14 protein-coding genes are annotated in these 19,597 nt (G+C 46.7%); 7 read left to right on the forward strand and 7 right to left on the reverse strand.

All coding sequences use genetic code 11. From position 1 onward, the window contains the following. Nucleotide 1: 1 nt before the first annotated feature. From ACXAH6_RS04880 to ACXAH6_RS04900, 5 genes are read right to left on the reverse strand one after another with little or no spacing between them, the layout of a single operon-like run. Nucleotides 2-1,246, reverse strand: a complete 1,245-nt coding sequence (locus ACXAH6_RS04880; protein ID WP_474875515.1) for a LysR family transcriptional regulator — start codon at nt 1,244-1,246, stop codon at nt 2-4. A 34-nt stretch (nt 1,247-1,280) separates the two neighbouring features. After that, nucleotides 1,281-2,561: a gallate dioxygenase gene (locus ACXAH6_RS04885; protein WP_474875516.1), complete on the reverse strand. Its 1,281-nt coding sequence runs from the start codon at nt 2,559-2,561 to the stop codon at nt 1,281-1,283. Nucleotides 2,562-2,609: 48 nt separating this feature from the next. Next, nucleotides 2,610-3,896 carry a TRAP transporter large permease gene (locus ACXAH6_RS04890; protein ID WP_474875517.1) on the reverse strand — a complete coding sequence of 429 codons (1,287 nt, stop codon included), beginning with the start codon at nt 3,894-3,896 and terminating at the stop codon, nt 2,610-2,612. After that, on the reverse strand, nt 3,893-4,408 hold the full coding sequence (locus ACXAH6_RS04895) for a TRAP transporter small permease (RefSeq protein ID WP_474875518.1): 516 nt from the start codon (nt 4,406-4,408) through the stop codon (nt 3,893-3,895). The genes ACXAH6_RS04890 and ACXAH6_RS04895 overlap by 4 nt, the downstream gene beginning before the upstream one ends. Before the next feature lie 51 nt (nt 4,409-4,459). After that, nucleotides 4,460-5,485, reverse strand: coding sequence for a TRAP transporter substrate-binding protein (locus ACXAH6_RS04900; protein ID WP_474875519.1), 1,026 nt, complete (start codon nt 5,483-5,485; stop codon nt 4,460-4,462). Between the two features lie 548 nt (nt 5,486-6,033). Between ACXAH6_RS04900 and ACXAH6_RS04905 the strand changes: the two genes are divergently transcribed. Further along, nucleotides 6,034-7,314 (forward strand): hypothetical protein, encoded by a 1,281-nt coding sequence (locus tag ACXAH6_RS04905; protein WP_474875520.1) that lies wholly within the window; start codon nt 6,034-6,036, stop codon nt 7,312-7,314. A gap of 136 nt (nt 7,315-7,450) precedes the next feature. After that, nucleotides 7,451-7,786: a DUF3718 domain-containing protein gene (locus ACXAH6_RS04910; protein WP_474875521.1), complete on the forward strand. Its 336-nt coding sequence runs from the start codon at nt 7,451-7,453 to the stop codon at nt 7,784-7,786. 76 nt (nt 7,787-7,862) lie between these two features. Here the strand turns inward: ACXAH6_RS04910 and ACXAH6_RS04915 are convergent, their stop codons facing one another. Further along, on the reverse strand, nt 7,863-10,430 hold the full coding sequence (locus tag ACXAH6_RS04915; protein ID WP_474875522.1) for a M1 family metallopeptidase: 2,568 nt from the start codon (nt 10,428-10,430) through the stop codon (nt 7,863-7,865). Nucleotides 10,431-10,973: 543 nt separating this feature from the next. Between ACXAH6_RS04915 and ACXAH6_RS04920 the strand changes: the two genes are divergently transcribed. The 5 genes from ACXAH6_RS04920 (at nt 10,974) to ACXAH6_RS04940 (ending at nt 18,780) form a co-directional block, all read left to right on the forward strand. Continuing rightward, a complete protein-coding gene (locus ACXAH6_RS04920; RefSeq protein ID WP_474875523.1) occupies nt 10,974-11,987 on the forward strand; it encodes a 5'-methylthioadenosine/S-adenosylhomocysteine nucleosidase family protein in 1,014 nt (337 codons plus the stop codon). A 131-nt stretch (nt 11,988-12,118) separates the two neighbouring features. Beyond that, nucleotides 12,119-12,748: a flavin reductase family protein gene (locus ACXAH6_RS04925; RefSeq protein ID WP_474875524.1), complete on the forward strand. Its 630-nt coding sequence runs from the start codon at nt 12,119-12,121 to the stop codon at nt 12,746-12,748. A 173-nt stretch (nt 12,749-12,921) separates the two neighbouring features. Next, a complete protein-coding gene (locus tag ACXAH6_RS04930) occupies nt 12,922-14,970 on the forward strand; it encodes a sodium:solute symporter family transporter (RefSeq protein WP_474875525.1) in 2,049 nt (682 codons plus the stop codon). Nucleotides 14,971-15,014: 44 nt separating this feature from the next. Continuing rightward, nucleotides 15,015-16,499 (forward strand): carboxylesterase family protein, encoded by a 1,485-nt coding sequence (locus ACXAH6_RS04935; protein ID WP_474875526.1) that lies wholly within the window; start codon nt 15,015-15,017, stop codon nt 16,497-16,499. A 169-nt stretch (nt 16,500-16,668) separates the two neighbouring features. Then, entirely contained in the window at nt 16,669-18,780 is a 2,112-nt protein-coding gene (locus ACXAH6_RS04940; RefSeq protein WP_474875527.1) for an RICIN domain-containing protein, read from the forward strand. Nucleotides 18,781-18,831: 51 nt separating this feature from the next. On the opposite strand, the gene ACXAH6_RS04945 is transcribed toward ACXAH6_RS04940, so the two are convergent. Beyond that, nucleotides 18,832-19,545: a DUF6445 family protein gene (locus ACXAH6_RS04945; RefSeq protein WP_474875528.1), complete on the reverse strand. Its 714-nt coding sequence runs from the start codon at nt 19,543-19,545 to the stop codon at nt 18,832-18,834. Between the last annotated feature and the right edge of the window lie 52 nt (nt 19,546-19,597).

Consider the following 19,597-nt stretch of genomic DNA (forward strand, 5'->3'; position numbering starts at 1 on the left):
TTTAGGGCTGAGCAGGTAGTTGCAGTGTTTCGGAAAACTGCGCCGCTTTAATCCGCAATAACTCAATAATTTGCTGCTGATTGGTTGTAGGACGCCAGCTCTTACGCGTTGTTATCCCGATAGGTCTAGCGCCATGAGTAACCGCAAATGGCAGAATTTTAAATTGGCCATTGGCGAGTTCGTGGGTAATTTGATGGGTAGAAATGACAGTAAGGCGGTCGCTTTCTTTCAACAAATACTTGAGGACTTCTTGAGAGCTAGTTTCGACCAAACGCTCAGGTATATCGGTACCCTGATTGGTAAACAAACTATCAAAAATAGCTCTTGTTGGTGTGTTCTTCATTGGCACCACCCATGATGCTTTGCTCAATAGCGGTAGCGATAAGGTCGCCACGTTGAGCAATGGGTGTTCGCGTCGAGCCACTATCACTAATGGCGACGTGATCAGCTCTTCTTGCACCACATCTTCCGATGGGGTTGGGTTGCGTAGCGCTCCTACTAATAGGTCTAAATCGCCTTCTCGAAGGTGGGTGAGTAAGTCGGCATAAGGGCCGTCGGTAACGGTTACTTTAAAGTCTGGGTAGCGATTACAAAAATCTATAATGCTGCCAGGCAAAATAGACGTGCGGGCAAAGGGCATACTGCCTATTTTAATCTCGCCGACTTCTTTGTTTTGGCAGATCTGAATCTCGTCCTGGCCTTGGGTAATTTCAGAAAATGCGAGCTTGGCGGCTCGGCATAAATACAACGCCGACTTAGTTGGGCTGATACCAGTACTGACTTTTTCCAACAGGCTAATACCCAGCAAGGTTTCTAAGTCTCTCGCTGAGCGATGAAGTGATGACTGGGAAATATTGATGTTGCGACTGGCCACACTAAAGTTACGCGCCGCCGCAACGGCTATCAACGCGCGTAATTGCGTGGTGGTCATTAAGTTAAAGCGGTGGCGTGCCTGGGTTAACGAACTATTACCTGCGCTTTTCATCGCGTCATGAACGCCGTCGAAAAGCATTTGCATGGCGCGCTCAACCCGTTCAGCGTACACCTGCCCCAGCTCAGTAATATACATACCATCGCTTTTGCGATCGAAAAGCACCACCTTAACGATGGCTTCTAACTTACTGATTGCTTGTGTGATAGCGGGCTGAGAAAGAAATACTTTCTCTGTGGCCCTACTAATACTTTTACACTCGGCAACGGCTAAAAAGCAGCGTAAATATCGAATGTTTGGCAATGCTTTAGTCATACCGCTAGGGTGCCCTTGTTACACTGTACAAGACTTAGTCGTCGAGACTACTGGCTTTATCGCCGCCAGCCACAGAATATTTAATCGCCACTTTACGTGTTTGCTGAAATGCTTCTAATGTCATGCCTTTAAAGCTCGCATACACTTCTGGGTTTGTGACGCCGACAACGGGTGCCATTTTTTCTAATACAAAGAAGATAACGCCATAATGGATCATTTCAATCCATTTGTGATTGCGAACAAGGTCTTTTTCAACATCAGTGAGTTGATATTCTGACATTAGCGCTTCTAAGTCAGAGGCAAAACGCGCGCGATGCTCAGGCTGAGTGAGTTTGTGTAAAAAGTGATTGAGGCGGTATGCCTTGTGACTCTTCTCAAGATCGAATGGGTGCGAACCTTCAAGTTTCTCAGCACCAGCCAATTGATGATTAATATGAGAGCGATATACGGCGTTGCTTTCGTCGCTCGCTTGCTGTTCGTTTTCTTCGTATATCACAGTGGCAATATTGGTCATCGACGGGCAATACGTACTGCGGTGTTTACAACTGATATTGTCTGACAACGCGCCGCGCATAATTAACCACATGATCACTTCGGCACCTTCAAAACCACCTTTTTCGGCATATTCAGCCAAGGTCATTTCGGTGAGTTTTTCAGGAGACTTTTCAAGCAAATCTAAAAACTCTTCATCCCAGGCTTCATTGGTAAACCCACAGCGCTCACCGTGCACTTGATGCGACAGCCCGCCAGTTGCCACAATCGCGACATTGAGATCTTCATCAAATGAATGAATGGCTTTACGCAAAGATTTACCCAATTTAAAACAGCGCTTTGCTGAAGGAATGGGGAGTTGAAGTACGCCCACTTGCAGAGGCACTACTGTGCCTTCCCAGCCAACCGTGTGGTCTTTCGCTATCATCGACAGCGGCGAAAAGAAGCCGTGATCGAGGGGGCGTTTTTGGAACAAAGACATGTCAAATTCGTCGGCAACCAGCGCATTGGCAATGTGTCGAGAGAGTTCTGCATGGCCTTTCGCAGCAGGATACAAGCGCGGGCCGCCCCCCTCATCTGCGGTTTCATAGTGATCATCAACGCCTAAAGTGAAAGCAGAGTAATGGTCGAAGAAAAATGACGTAATGTGGTCATTGAAAATAACAAACATCACATCTACTTGCTTTTCATAGACCCATTTTTGTATTTCGTTAAAGCCATCGAAAATAGGTGACCACGCAGGATCAGATGCCTTATTGGTATCTTTCGCAAATGCGATGGTAGGCGAGTGAGACGCCCCAATGCCGCCAACGATCTTTGCCATGTTTATTCTCCAAATGGGACCGCAGCGAGCGGATTGCTCGCTGAGAAGTTAAATTAAGCCTACCGCTAAAACAGGGAAGCTGATAATTAATAAAAGACGCACAATGTCGGATAGCACAAAAGGTAAAACGCCTTTGAAAATGTCTTTAATCGGCACGTCTGGCGCAACTGACTTGATAACAAAAACATTCATGCCAACCGGAGGTGTGATGAGACCGAGTTCAACGGTAATCACAGCCACAATACCAAACCAAATCGGATCAAAGCCGGCGGCTTCAATTAAGGGGTATACCACGGGTACCGTGAGCAGTAGCATAGCTAAACTGTCCATTACGCAGCCGAGTAAAACAAAAAGCAAAAGTACACAAAAAAGCACCATATAAGGCGTGAGCTGTAAGCTGTCAACGTAGTCGACTAGCGAATATGAAATGCGTGATACCGACAGGAAGTAGCCAAATATCTCAGCGCCAATAATCATAAAAAACAGCATTGATGACATGACTAAACTTTCCTGGATTGCAGACTTTAACCCTTCCCAACGCATGCCTCGAATTAAGGCGATTAAAAAGGTGCCAAAAGCGCCAATCGAGGCGGCTTCTGTGGGGGTGAAAAAGCCAGCGTAAATACCGCCAATAATGAGCGCAAAGACACCAGTAAAAGGAATTAAGCCTTTCAAGCCTACCAGCTTTTGCTTGAACGTGGTTTTCTCACCGGGCGTGGCGAGATGGGGATACAGTGAAACCACAATCGCGATAGTGACAAAATACAGACCCAAACCCAGCAGCCCTGGTACGATCCCTGCGATGAACATATCGCCAACCGACTGTTCGGTAATCAAGGCATAGAGCAATAAGGCAATAGACGGCGGGATCATAATACCCAATGTGCCTCCAGCAGCGAGTGTACCTGTGGCAAGCAAACTAGAATAACCATTCTTCTTCATTTCAGGTAATGCTACCCGAGACATACTGGCCGCAGTCGCAAGAGAAGACCCAGAAATAGCAGAAAAGATTCCGCACGAGGTGACACCCGCGAGCGCCATACCACCGCGCCAACTACCAAATAACGTGCGAGCACCGTCAAAGAGCTCTTGCGACATTTTTGCTTTTGACGCAAACACCCCCATCAGAATAAACATCGGAATGGGAGAAAAACCATAGCTCGACATGACCTCGAAAGGCCCAGAACTTAGAATGTTTAAACCCGGTTCAAAGGCAACAATACTGACAAAGCCAATAAAGCCCGCCGCAGCCATTGCCAATGCAATGGGCATCCGAAATGCGATTAGCGCTAGCATCACAAGAATACAGGTTAAACCGATCATATTGGGGCTCATTGCTGTACTCCTCTAATAGCCGTATTCACGAGTTTGCAGGTTTCATTGAAGGCGGATAACGCCAATACGCCACTGGCAAACGTAGTTAGGTAGTAAAAATAAGTGAGTGGAATGAGGAGGTCTTGTGTGGTCTCTTCAGTCCATGTTGACTCTTCGATCATCAGGAAAAACTGTTGGCACATTGCCATACCAAACAGCACAAAGCAGAACATAAACAGTGCATCTACAAGGGCTTTTCGTCGCGGTGACCAACTTCCTGAGAAAAGGTCGACAATCACCTGACCGCGCCCAACTGCGTAGGGAAGCGAGAAAAAAACAGCGATTAGCAAGCTATACCGCGTGATTTCAACGCCCCCAATAAATGTAAAATCGATATCGCCCGCTGTTAGCTCAAATACCGCCCGACTAACCACATCGGCTAAGGTAGAGAACATCATGACTAAAAGCATTACACCGCTCAGCAAATTCATTACAGCGGTTAGCTTTTCCAGAATAAGGCTAACAGTTTTCATTGCAAACTCCGCAAAGGCCCTTCCATCTTGAAGGGCGGTGAGGGTAATAAGTTACTGACACGTACTCGCTAACGATTTTGCTCGAGCATAGACTTCTCGTGCGGGCAGGTCTTTTTTCTCTAGCGAAGCCAAGTATGCTTCAGTGGCTTTATCGAGCACAGGTTTCCAGTCTGGGTTTTCTACTCCACCGTCGATCACGATAATTTGGTCACCGTTGTCAACGGCTTGTTGTCGACCTTTGGCATCCAGTTTATCGAACACAGACGCTGCAATGTCAGACCACACTTTGCCCGAGTTGTTATCCAATACCGCTTGTAGATCTTTAGGCATACGCATGTAGGTTGCTTTGTTCATTGTAACGACGAAAGACAAGGCGTATAGCCCGCCCACTTCCGTGTGATACGGTGTTAATTCATTTAAACGAAACACTAATTGACCTTCCCAAGGCAGGCTCACGCCATCAATAACGCCGCGTTGTGTTGCTTGATATGCTTCAGGTGCAGGCATGCCAACAGGTTGTGCCCCTAGCCCTTCCAACATTGACGCTACGACCGCCGATGGACGGCGAATTCGCAAACCTTCTAAATCGCTAGGAACCTGAATCGGCTTATTCGTGGTGTGAATGTGCCCAGCACCATGAGTGAACAAAAAGAGTGGGTGAGTTTTTTTGTATTCTTGGTCGATGAGGCCTTCGTCGTAGAGGCCTTGAATGATACAACTGCCTTGAGCCGCATTCTGTGCCAACCCAGGTAATTCAACAATTTGTGTTAACGGAAAGCGATTAGCGGTGTAACCCTGAATGGTGGCGGTAATATCGGCAATTCCACGACTCACCGCGTCATATTGAGCGGGTGGCTTCGCCAGCGTAGAAGCCGGGTAAATCTCAACTTCAATGCGTCCGCCGGATTCTTTCTCTACTTTGTCTGCCCATTTTTGAAATATTTCTTTGTGGGGAGCAGAAACGGCTGGAAAGTGATGCGCAAAGCGCAAGGTATAGTCGGCTGCATGCGCTGGAATGCTGGCCAGAATGGCGGTGGATAACGCTAAAGAGGTAACGTGTTTTAGTATGTTTTTCATAGTCATAGACTCCAAGCTTTAATTCTGGATTTAGCTGACAATGTTCCCCGAGTAATCAGCATTTATCCCTTATCCCATTTTCTTTGGGGCGATTTTTCGAAGACAAACCTAGCATTAACCACTCCAAGTTAATAATTCGTTAATTAATTGAGCTATTTGTTTTTGATATAGCTGGTTGTTTTTTCTATTCGATATTTGTTGTTAAATTAAATATAAACATATACTTATCTATATTTGTTATTTCAAAAATAGACTTTTATTTTTGTTGTTTCGACTCTTTTTATCACTTTCTCTAAAGCTTGGTTAACATTGAGACGATGTGGTTTTTCTCTTCCGTAATACTCGCCTTATTTTAAAAATCGAATAGCGATCACCTAAAAAGTAATTACCCGTTAACAATTTTTAAAAATATTGTATACATCGCTTTTTCATAGCGACAAAGCGAGCGGTAGGCTCTGGTTATCCTCGGTGGATAGTGACGTTGGGGCGTACCTAAAAATAAATATTCGAGCAAGTATCAACGTAATGTTTGCCGAGGAGGAGTAACTATGAAAAGAACAATTACCCCACTTTTGGCGCTGGGTTTGTTATCGACCCACGCCTTCGCTGAAACCTCAAGCTTTAGAGACGCCATTGAAAATGGCAAGGTTTCTGGTGAAATCCGCAACGCGGCTGCGTTTGCTTCTTACACCGATGCTATCAAAGAAGCAGGCCCTTTTAATAATTCAAAGTCGGGCGTATCGGTATTAGAGTTGAAGTATCAAACTGATTCTTACCGAGGGTTTACGTTTGGTACCGTTTTTCAAGCAGGCTGGGACTGGGGGATTCAAGACGAAAGTACCGGTTTGACTATCGCGGGGGGAGAAGATGACCATCGATTAACCGTATCAACGGTTAACCTGCAGAACGCCTATGTAGATTATTCCTTTGCTGCGCAGGGGTCTAAAACCAATGTGCGTGTTGGCCGGCAGGATATTATTAGCCCCTTGCTTATGCGCAGTGGCTTGCAGCCGGTAAAAGACGCATTTGAAGGCGTGGTGATCAGCAATTCAGACATCGATAAAACGGTGCTGAAAGTCATGTATATCAACAAATGGCTGATGCGTTATGGGGATGATGCCAGCGACTCAGTGACGCAAAATGACATTAACTATGAACACCCTTTGGTGTCCTTGTATGTCAATTCTAAAGCTATTGAGGGGCTGAATATCGAAGCCCAGTGGTTATCGAATGACAATACGGGGCCTGTGGGTGATCCGCCAACAGCCGTGCCTGCGTCCGGCCCTTATTCAACCACTTTTTTTGCAGCAGATTATGCCATTCCCGGTACCGATGTTGCCCTTGGTGCTAAGTATATGGGCGCGGCGTTTGACAACTCTGCCGATACTTCATTGTGGGGTGTTAAAGCGGCGACCAACCTTGGGCCAGTGCGCGTGACTTTGTCTTATACCACGGTTGATGACGATGCAAACTTGCCCGGAACACTGGGCCATGTTCCGCTATTTAGAGCGTATACCAACACGATCACAGACACAGAGTTTTACGCTGGCGTAGACAGTGTGTCTTTGAACTTAGGTTATGATTTTGGGGTAAAAGGCTTAGCCGCAAACCTGAATTATACTCAGTTGTCGCAAAGTGCTGCGGGGATCGAAAATGGCGGTTTTAACTTCGACGATTCATATGAAATTAGCGCAGATATTAAATACAAAGTGCAGAGTGTCGAAGGGCTGTCTATGCGTTTAAATGTCGCTAATGCGGGTTATAACGATGCGGTTTATGAAGATGCGGATCTTATGTATACCCGGGTGTTTGTGAATTACGCTTTCTAACCGGTATCGCCGCTTTCTTGGCCCTTGGGAAAGCGGTTCATACCTGCCCTTTTTCTAGTAATCGGTACAGTAGCGGGGCTGGTAGGGCTTTTCTAAAGTATGTGTGTCTTTTCAATAAACCCAAAAAGGAACACGTATGAAAACCGTATCTCTCACTTCTCGCGCCATCATTGGTGCTAGCTTAGCGCTTTGTTTCGTTGCAACAGCCCCCGTTTCGGCGGCTAAGTTGCCCTCTCAATTTGAAGATAAATTAGTGGGTATATGTGAAGCGGTACAAGCTGACGATCGCGCCGCACTGCGTAAAGCCATGAAAAATGCGAGGGTGAGCTATCAAGTTGTTACTGATAAGTTGGTTTGCAATGGGCAGGATGTCATGACATTTGCTGCGATGTCGAAAGCCACCCACATTGAAGCTTTGTTAGTACGACGCACCAGTGCAGAAAAAGTGTCGCTGACGGCGGCGCAGTTTTAATGATGAGCAGGAATAAAAAAGCCGAAGAGATTATTATCACTTCGGCTTTTGCTATTTTTACATCCTAGTGTCGCGTTTAGTTAGTCGCGCTCGCTAGGTAAGCATCAAACTTGGCTTGGTAAGTATTTTTCAAGCGCAAGCATTGGTTTACGCCGTCCATCATCTTCTCGTAGCTACGTGACATACCTTCGTACTTTTCTTTAATTGGGCCGTAGAAAGTAATCGCTTTTGCTAGTGAATCTTCATCACACGCACTTGATACAAACTCAGGCATACGAGCCAAGTGGTACGCAGGAATCTTCGCTACCAGACCGTCCAAGTTTTTGTTCAACCAAGTGTAGAACAAGGTTTTGTCATCCAGAATGCTACCAGCAATGCCAACCATATAAATTGCGTTAGCTGGAGTAATGTCATCACTTAATGCAAGGTCGAGCATTTTTTCTACCAAGGCAGGATCTTCAAAACGCATCGAGAACAACAAGGTACGTTTGATATTCGGCAGATCGTTGGCACGGAATGCTGTAAGCAAGGCATTGTACATGTCTGCCCCTGCGTCTTTGGTAGCAACGCGGATGGCTGTACCTGCAATACCTGTTGGTATGCTAGATGTATCGGCAATAAACTGCTTGGCAATTTTTTCGCTCTTAGCTTTTAAACTGTCACTGTCGGCATGTGAGCCAAGCAAAGAGTACAAGCTATTGCGAAGTTGAATAGTGCTTGTGTCGTCGTCTTCGCCTTGTGTTAGCGTGAGTTTATCAAGTAGTGGCAAAAAGTTTTCAGTGAGCAATTTGGCGAAGGCCGCTTCATTGTCGTCGTTTACTAGGTACAAGAAGTCACCAATAATAGAAACGGCAGAACGGATAACCACAGTGTCTTCGTCTGCCGCCATGGCATTCAGTACCTGCATGACATCGTCAATACCTGCTTCGCCAGCGGTTAACAGGGCTTGCATGTTGTACAACACGTTTTTCTTTTCACGGTTGTTTAAGGTGCTGAGGTCGCTCAGTAAACTGCTCATTTGCGCTTGAGGAATTTCCCAGCGGAAGTAACCTGTCGCGTTGTCGTTCGGGAATACCCAATCGGCTTCGGCCAGTTCAGCCACTTTAGTGGTTTTATCATCTACAAAAATTACTTTTCGGTGAATTTTACCGTTTTTCTTGTAGCTGATATTTAAAGGTACAGCCCATCTTTGCGCTTTAACTTCTGCACCAGCGAAGTGATAACGTTGCTGGGTAATAGTGCCGTCTGTTTCAATTTTAAGCAGTGGATAACCCGGCTGTTCCAAATACGCCTTCATCATCACGCTAAGGTTGAAGTCAGACACGCTGTCGAGTGCAGCCCACAGATCATTGGCTTCTGTGTTACCCCACGCATGCTTTTTCATGTAAGCACGAATACCAGTACGGAAGTTGTCAGTGCCAATGAGTGACTCAATCATTTGTAGAATTGATTCACCTTTTGAGTAGTTTAGACCCAAACCGTCCATCACATCAGGTTGAGAACGCACAATCTTCTTAACAGGCTTGGTGGTTGGGCTAGCATCTGCACTGAATGCGCCTTCTTGAATAATGCGATCTTTGAAGTTCAGTTCAGGATACAGCTCCATCATCACGTAGCTTGCCATCCACGAGGCAAAGGCTTCGTTTAACCACAGGTCGTCCCACCAAGCCATTGTGACAAGGTTGCCGTACCATTGGTGAGCCAGTTCGTGGGCCACAACGTTCAATGGTGACGCACGCTCAGACAGGCCAGGGTTGTCTTCTAGCAACAATAGGCTGTCGCGATAGGTGATCAGACCCGCGTTTTCCATTGCGCCGTGAGTAAAGTTAGGCACAGCGACAAAATCGAGTTTGCGATAGGGATAATCAATACCGAAGAAGTTTTCTAACGACTGAAGAATTTCGGGTGTGTGCTTAACGATAAATTTGGTTTTATCAGCATAGCCTTTTGGCACGTAGATTTTACCCGGTACCGACAAGCCAGTGAGTTCTGCACTGTCAAATGGGCCAACCGTGTAAGCAATCAGGTAAGTCGGCATCTTTTTGGTTTTCATGAACTTAACCGTTTGCATGCCGTTTTCAACAGTACGTGTTTCTACTGGGGTGTTAGACACAACCGTTTGCTTTTCAGGTGACGTAATCGTCATTTGATAAGGAATTTTAAAGCTTGGCTCATCGAAGCTCGGGAATGCGCGGCGGGCGTGCATGTCTTCAAACTGGGTGAAAATGTAGTTGTTACCCTCAAAGGCACTTAAATACATACCGTCAGAAGAGGTGTTTACTTTACCTTCAAAGGTGATCGCGAGTTGGTATTTCCCCGCAGCGATGGTCGATGCAGCTGTACCCCAGTTGATGTCGTAATCACCAATGGTCACAGTCAGTGGGATAACCTTATCGCCTTGACGTAACTCAGCTTTGGTTACGTCGATGTCGAGTTGATAAAAGCCTACTTTGTCGGTTGCTTCTAAAACGTCAATATCAATCACCGTTGAACCTGAGTAGTCAGGATTGTCAGGGTCGATATTTAAATGAATTTGCTGAAAACTAGGTTGAATAGTGGAAGGCAAACGGTAGTCAACGTCTGCAAATGCTTGTGTACTTACACAAAGCATCATGCCCACAACCCATCCAAGGAACTTCTTCATAGTGTCACTCTCTTTGGTGTTGATGTCGTTAGGATTTTTATCGGGTTTAACCGACGTAATATAACAGCTTTTAAAAATCGACAGGTTCTGAATATGTAACCAAATATTCCTTGTCTGAACCTGACCGCTTAGATTGGTCTTTTATCGTACATGTGGCACTAATCAACTGCATCAATGATGACAATCAATATTTTTTATCAAATAAGAATGAATATCATTTGCATTCGCTTGTTTGAGGGGGTAGTATGTTTCTCGAGTTCTTTATATGTGTCTTCCTCTAATAGGACCCATGCAGGCCGCCCGGCCTGCTTTTTTTTGCCTGTTTAACAGTAAATGGCTAGATTTTTTACACAAATACAGCAGTAAACCCCAGAGAAAGCTGGTACTGTTTACGACCAACCCCGCTTATCATTCTGCCTGTTTTTGTGTTGTAACCACAGCAGGAGCCATTGACGAGCCGCTTAACTCGTCGTGATAGCGGAGCCCAATCAGCCTTCTGGTTGATTGTTCTGACAATACTAATTATTCAACCATGGCGAACTCATGAACCACACAACAAGAACCGTTTTTCGTACACTCTCTATGTTTATTGTAGTTTGTGTAGTGAGTGCTTGTGCAACCACTTCGCAAACTCATTTTGGCCCAACTCGTTATTCCGATGACGTTGAAAAACTCACCGCAATTGTTGTGGCTTATGGCCCAGAAATGCAGGGTATTCTCGGCCGTATTGATGCAGATCCAGACGCAACAATTGAAAAAACCGTTACCTACAAAGGCATTACCTACCGTTTAGGTCATTATCACGACGAGCCAATTGTGATTTTTGCTACAGGTATGAGTATTGCCAACGCTGCTATGAGCATGCAAATGGCATTCGATTATTTCCCCATTAAGCAAGTGGTGTACATGGGTATTGCCGGTGCGGTAAACCCAGAATGGCAACCGGGTGACGTGATTGTGCCAGAGCGTTGGTATTACCATGATGAAAGCGTATATGCGAACCCCGACCCTGAGAATCCAGGTGAGTATATTTTGCCAGAGTACTACGCCAAGTTTATGGCTGAACAGCCAGCTCGTTTAGCGCAAGACCCTCATCGTCCAAAGTACAAAGCTTTTCGTTTTGTGCACCCAGATGAAGTATTGATTATCAAAGACGGTATGGACAAACCCCAAGACACACCGTATTTCTCTGCTACTCCACGTTTGCTAAAGGCGGCTGAGAAAGCCATGGCAGCTATGCCGGAGCAACTTATTCTTGGTGAACGCCCGGCTAAACTCACAGTGGGCGGCAACGGTGTAACCGGCTCGGTATTTATGGATAACCGCGAGTACCGCAAATGGATGCGCGAAGTCTTTACTGCTGAAGTTACAGAAATGGAATCAGCGGCGGTAGGTCAGGTGTGTACCATTAACGACATGGATTGGGTAATTATTCGTGCGATCAGTGACTTAGCGGGCGGCCAAGAAGGCGTTAACGTTGAGCATATTTACGACAAAGAAGTGTCTCGTGTAGGCGCGAATGTGTTGTTCTCTGTATTAGACGAACTCGCCAAGTAATTTTGTATAGGGCGCTGAGCTTAGCGCCCTAATTATCGGATATTTATAGCGACTCCTCGCGCCTTCCCTCGTCATTGTAATGGTAACTCGTTAGTATAAAACGCGTTCTTAACGATAACAGGAAGGGTTTCATGCTTCATTCAAACACTGACTCTCGGCATTTTTATCGGCCCGCAGACGGTCACAATCTTGCACACGATCCCTTTAACGCCATTATTGCTCCTCGCCCCATCGGTTGGATTTCCAGCATGAATGGAAAAGGAGAAGTAAACTTAGCGCCCTATAGCTTTTTTAATGCTTTTAATTACACCCCGCCCATTATTGGCTTTTCGAGTATTGGGTATAAGGATACGGTGCGAAACATCGAAGAAACCGGGGAGTTTTGCTGGAACTTTGTGAATGCGCCTCTTGCCGATGCGATGAATCAAAGCTGCCAAGCCGTTGCGCCTGACGTGGATGAGTTTGAACTTGCTGGGCTGGAAAAACGTTTGTCTCACCAAGTTGCGGTACCTCATGTGGCGGCGAGTCCCGTGGTGATGGAGTGTAAAAAGACCCAAATCATCCAATTGCAAAATGCCCAGCAAGACAAGGTTGAATCGTGGATGGTGCTGGGGGAAGTGGTCGGCGTTCACATTGACCAATCTTTGCTAAAAGACGGTGTATTTCAAACCGATCTAGCCATGCCTTTATTGCGCGCTGGTGGTCCGGGAGACTATTACACGATTTCTGCTGATAACCGCTTTTTTATGGCCCGCCCTTAGCGGCTATTTGCGGGTCAACAATCATGGGTAAGCAACATCGAATCGTCGGTCTTACGGCGTTCTAATGCTTACCCGAACGTTCTAATTACTCACTCTCCGTGCGCTAAAACGACAATGGCACACAAGCCATTAACATACCGCGCAACTTAACACATTCAGGTTCGGAGCCTTTCATGGAGTATTTGGGCGCGGTGGATATTTTGGTATTCACCATTTTTCTCATCGGTGTCGTTTTTATTGCCTTTCGTCATAGCCGTGGTGGCAATAAAGAAGCATCGTCGTTTTTCCTCGCAGGCCGCGGATTGTCGTGGTGGCTGATTGGGTTTTCACTTATCGCTGCAAATATTTCTACCGAGCAGTTTGTCGGTATGAGTGGCTCGGCGGCTAGTCATATTGGTTTGGCAATCGCCAGTTATGAGTGGATGGCAGCGATTACCCTGATTGTGGTGGCATTCGCCTTTTTGCCCACATTTTTACGTGCGGGCATTTACACCATGCCTGAGTTTCTAGAGCGACGTTTTAGTGCTGCTGCCCGCAGTGTAATGGCCGGTTTTACGGTGCTGATTTATATGTTGCTACTCGGTGCGGTGACATATTCCGGCGCTATTACCATGAAAACCTTGCTCGCTAATGCCGGTATTGTTATCGACTTGTGGATGCCGTCAGTGGTGATTGCCGTTATCGCTATGGCTTATGTGGTGTCTGGTGGCCTTAAAGCAGCGGTATGGGCCGACCTTATTCAAGGCTCTGCATTGATTATTGGTGGCGCAATTTTGCTGTATTTTGCCTTTGATATGCTGGCCGCAGCCGACACAGCCACGACGGTGACAAATATTGCTACGGGTGAAATTGCCCAAGTTCCTTTGCAGCCTGACGCTGGCGCGTTGGCGAGATTTACGGAACTGAACAGCAACCGTCTAAACATGTTTTTGCCTGCAGACGACAGCGTACTGCCTTGGACGGCGTTACTGTTGGGCCTGTGGATACCCAACTTCTATTACTGGGGGTTGAATCAGTACATCACTCAGCGCACCTTGGGCGCTAATTCACTTGCCGACGGGCAAAAAGGCATTGTATTCGCAGCATATCTTAAATTGGTGATCCCCTTTGTGGTTGTTATCCCCGGTATGATTGCTTTTAACCTATACAGCGATGACATGCGATTGGAAGCTAGGCAAGACCAAACCAAAGCCATGGTGATGTACCAAGCCGCCAATCCAGATTCACAGTTTGTGGTTGCTCAACAAGCGCCTTCTCTAGACGCCGTGAAGCAGTGGCAAGGGCCGCGATATCTCATTGCCACCTATCCAACAGCACAGGCCACACAACAAGCATTATTAATAAGAAACCCCTTTGTTTTGCCATTGACCGCACAACAATTGCAACAGTTCCACGAAAACTTAGCGGTTTATCAGCGTTTCGACCTAAATGCTGATCGTGCGTGGCAGCACCTCAATCTTGAATTGGCCAAAGAAATTCAAGGTTACAACACGCGTGTAGAAAAGGCCGCTGAGCAAAACCAGGGTCAACTGAGTACCCAAGCCTTGATTGGCTACAAATACGATACCGCATTGGCCCAGCTGTTGGCGCAAACCTTGCCCAACAACAGTGGTTTAGTGGGCTTTGTATTGGCTGCGTTATTGGGCGCGGTAATTAGTTCTTTGGCGGCTATGCTCAACGCCGCAAGTTCTATTTTTACCATGGATATTTTCAACAAACACATTCGCCGTGATGCCAGCTCACAAACGCTTGTGAAAGTGGGCCGCAGAGGTGTAGTCGTGTTTGCGCTTATCGCGGCGGTATTAGCCCCTATGTTGGGGAACCCCAATCTATCAAACTCCATTTTTACCATTATCCAAGAAGGCCAGGGTTTACTTTCACCTGGCGTGTTAGCGGTATTTATTATGGGGTTGGGGGTTAAGCGTTGCCCGAGAGCAGCAGGGATTGTCGGTCTGGTAACGAATATTATTGCTTATCCGTTACTCAAAGTACTTTGCCCAGATATTAACTTCCTTAACCGAATGGCCATTTGTTTTGGCTTGTGCTTGGCTATTATGATTGCAATGACACTGATTAAGCCGCTAGCTGAACCCTTTAAACTAGAGGCCAATACCAGCGTGGTGTTAACCCGTTCTGCGGGTGCAAGAATAGCTGGTCTTGTTTGTATCTTGTTAACTGCGCTACTTTATCTTACGTTTAGTCCTCTGGGGATAGTGGAATAAACGACGAGACTCGTTATACATAAAAACGAAAAAGGACAATGGATATGCGATTAATACCAGTACTGGCGACCCTGCTAAGCGTATTGATTTTTCAAGTTCACGCTAAGCCTGTCATGGTGACCTTGCCGCAGGGTAAATTGATTGGTGAGCAGCAGGGCGAGATAGCCATGTTCAAAGGCGTGCCGTACGCATTGGCGCCCGTAGACGAGCGGCGTTGGCAACCCCCTCGTGGTTTGACCGAATCAAAGCGCAATATTGATGCGTCGCACTTTGGTGCCCATTGTCCTCAGCGCACTCAAGCTGTAACCAGCGAAGATTGTTTGTTTATCAATGTGTTTGCCAATGCATCCCTTGATAAAAAAGCCAAGAAACCGGTGTTTGTGTGGATCCACGGCGGTGGTTATGTAGGAGGCTCTGGCAATATGAGTGACGACACTATCGCGCACTGGGTCAACCAAGGTGTGGTGTTTGTGTCATTCAACTACCGATTGGGAGCTTTGGGGATTTTATCTCACCCGAACATCCCCACACCAGAGGGCGCAAATTTCAGTGTAATGGATATGGTAGCGGCGCTAAATTGGATTAACGCCAATATTCATCAGTTTGGGGGAGACCCTGATCGTGTCACTATCGCGGGTGGTTCTGCCGGTGGTATGGCTATTCAAATGTTGATGGTAACGCCGCAAAGTGAGGGGTTATTTCATCGCGCGATTGCCCAAAGTGGCTATGGTACTTGGCCATTCCCGCGCGTTAATGGTGTTAAGCCGCTCAAAGGCAGTGCCAATGCCCATGACTTAGCCGAGCAACTTGTGAATAGAGCTGCGGGAAGCCGGTCACAGAAAGCATTGACCCGAGCTGAAATTATGCAGCTTTCTCCTCAGGCATTGGTGGAGGCGGTTTCTGGATTCCACTTACCTATTATCGACGGTAAGACTTTGCCTGAAGAGCCGGGTGTATTGTTTATGCAAGGTAAGCAGCATGCTGTGCCTTATATCAGTGGTGGGAATAGTTACGACGGCAGTGTTTATCCCTATTCGGGGGTAAAGCCTGAACGCTTGGTTTGGTTAACTGGAGCGCAGCGAAGTCAGGTGCAAGCGGCCTATCAATTAGCCAACCCTGGGTTTCAATCCTTGTCTTATCAACACCTATTTGGCGACATGCGCTACGTGTTGGCAGGCCAGGTTACAACAGCGGCAATGCAACATTCACCTGCACCAGGATACCGCTATTTTTATGCGTTATCGCAAAACGGCCAACCCGGTGCGCCCCATGGCAGTGAAGTGGGCAGTATCTTCCATCCACAATCTTCTGAAGCCGCGCAAATGATGCAGCGCTATTGGCGTAACTTTATCGAAACGGGAAATCCAAATGGAGAAGGGTTGCCTATGTGGCAAGCGGTAACCGAAAACGATGAAAACTGGTTGGTGATAGACAAGTCGGTTCACCAAGTGGCGAAAGTTCGGGAAAATAAGCTAGCTCCATTGAAAAAAGCATATTTACAAAGGGTTAAGCCCGTATTGAATGATTAGGTTTGGCTTAGCGCCACGCCTAATTAGAACGTTCTAGTTAGCGGATATCACCGATACACGAACGCTAAAATGTAATGAGTTTGTTAATTTTTTAGGGCCTGAGTCACTGCTTTGTTGTTTGAGGAGTGACAGGTAAATCCCAAATAAAAATGACTGATAGGGCTTACCTATGAAATTAACAACACCCAAGTTACTCGGTCAGCGCAAGTTGGCCAAATTCTCTCAAGTTGTTGCCTGCACCGCCATGTTAGCGTTGTCTGGCGCGCAATCCGCCTATGCAAATTTCGTGAGTACCAATGGTACAAAAATCGTCGATGAGCAGGGCAACGAACTCTTTCTCAGCGGTATTAACCTTGGCAATTGGTTAGTGTGGGAAGGATACCTGATGATGGGCGATTTTAACTATCGCACTCACACCCAATTCTTCAACGAACTGTCAGGTGCCTTGGGCAGTTCAGACCGCGCTGCTGAATTTGAATACCAATGGCGGCTCAATTATGTCGATGAACAAGCGATTGCTGATCTAAAGGGGCTGGGTTTTAACTCAGTACGTGTGCCCTTTAATTACAACCTGTTTTGGTGGGACAACCAACTCCGTGACAATGGGTTTGAATACTTTGATCGCGTAATTGAATGGTGCCGCAAATACGATATGTATGTGTTACTTGATATGCATGGTGCACCGGGTTACCAAAACCCCGGCGATCACGCAGATAACGTAAATTCAAATGCCAGTCAGCCCCGAGATAGTGTGACTTTCTGGGACGGTAACAATGTGCAAATTGCGGCTACCATTTGGCGTCATATTGCTAACCGATACAAAGACGAACCCGTAGTGTGGGGGTACGACCTTATTAACGAGCCAGTGACTCAGGATGGTCGTGAATACGAACTCTTGCCCTCATTGATTACTATGCGCAATGCGATTCGAGAGGTGGACAACAATCATATTATCGTGGCGGAAGGAAGCTGGTGGGGCTCTGATTTATCCAAGATTGATTGGAGTAATACTGAAACGCAAAATCGCACGGGCGTGAATTACCAATGGGATAACAAACTCGTTTATCAAATTCATCATTACGGCCCTGTAGCTGACACCATGGGGCGCGAAAACATCACTAATAATCTGAATATCCCACTGATTATCGGTGAATATGGTGAAACCGATGAAGCCAATCTCTTGGCCATTACCAATTGGGCCAAGCAAAATCTAGCGGGCTACTTCCCGTGGTCATTTAAAAAGATGTCTCACGACCGTACTTTGTGGACGATACCCACTAACAATGATTACGAACAGGTAAAAGCCTATATCAATAATGGCGGAACGCCACCGACCCATTTATACGATGCCATGATCAGTTTTGCGCAAAACAATATACGCAACGGACACAGCAGCCATGTGTGGCATCAAGGGTTTTATGATGGAGTAAAGCCCGACCCTCAGCAAGCCAATTGTAGCTCAGCGGGGCGTTTTACTTTGCCGAGGCAAATAGAAGCTGAGCAATTTTGTGCGCAACAAGGCGTACAAGTAGAAACCACTTCTGACAGTGGTGGCGGCCAAAACATCGGTTATTTAGACGGCGGTGACTACACGGATTACAACATTTATGTGCCTTCTAGTGGTCAATATACCTTCGAAGCACGCGTGGCCTCACAAGATACCTCCGGTCAAATCGATGTGCAGGTTGATGGCAGTTCGATAGGTGCGTTAACCACGCCGGTAACCGGCGGTTGGCAATCATTCACAACCATTTCAACCACACTTTATCTGAATGCGGGGGACCACCATTTGCGCCTTGCTTATCCTAGTGGAGGTTTTAATGTGAATTGGGTGGCGTTTTCCAGCAGTGCACCTGCTAGCTTGCAGGCTGGAACTTACATTATCAGTAATGTGGCGAGTGGGCGCGTGATCGATGTGGCTGGTGTGTCATCGAATGATGGAGCGAATATTCAGCTATGGGACAACTTCGATGCCGCCAACCAACGCTGGCAAGCCGTGTCTGTAGGCGCTGATGTATTTGAGTTGGTCAGTCAACACAGTGGCAGCTGTTTAGATGCGGACAATGGCTCAGACAATGTGCATCAATGGACGTGTTTTGGTAGCAGTAACCAGCGCTGGATCATCGAAGGGTTAGCCAATGGGGCGTATCGCATTCGTTCACAAGGCTCGCAAGAGCTGATGGAAGCTCAATACGGTGCCACCGCCAACGGTACTAACGTACGTACCGCGAGTGCGAATGGTGCTGACTCCCAAGCTTGGTGGTTCTCACCTGTTCAATAGTCTGTGTTTATCAACAGCTAAGAGGGTAGTCCGATTGGTCTACCCTCTTAGCTAGTTATCAAATCCTGCAAACACATTCACCGTTAGCCGCCCAGTCTGTGGCTGAGTGGATAAATCAGTGTCGGCGTCGATTAAACCAGAATGCAGCAAGGTACCTGGATAAACCAACATCCGATTGGGGCGATAATCAATTTTGCCCATCAGTTCATATTCGGCATTACTCTGGCCAAAATATCCCTGATTAACCGTACCTTGTGCTTGCGCAAAGGCTTTGCGACTTTGCTCGAAGGTCGGCCAGCGTTCAGGGGTAATGTTTTCAAAACCAGTGGGCTTGTGGCGATAAAACCCCGTACCCTGAAAAATACGGTCGCTAGCGTACAGCATAATCGCAAAGTCGGTGGAATGCTGAGAGTCAAAATGAGGCATGCATTGTAGCGGATGGAGTTCTTTCTCTGGGGTTGACGCTAAACTGAGCCAAGAGCCTTGATCGGTCATTTTTCGTTGGGGAGCAATACCATAGGCTTGGTGAATCACACCAGCACTCATACCCAACAACGCATTGCGCAATACATCGGGGCATGGTGCTCGCACGCCGGGGTAGTATGTGGCATTTTCTGCTTCAAAGGGTTGGGCTTTGGCTAATTCTTGAACCGCGCCAAGGTCGGTAAATACTTTATCGATCAGCAATACACGGGTTTGCTCTCGGCCTATTTTTAATAAGTGCCAACGGGCATCTGGGTTGAGCGCTAGCGCGGGTGAATACATGTAAACTCCTTACGACACATGACCAATGTTTCTCGTGACTTATTAGCGACTT

This window comes from Alteromonas sp. ABE4_545, assembly GCF_056161325.1.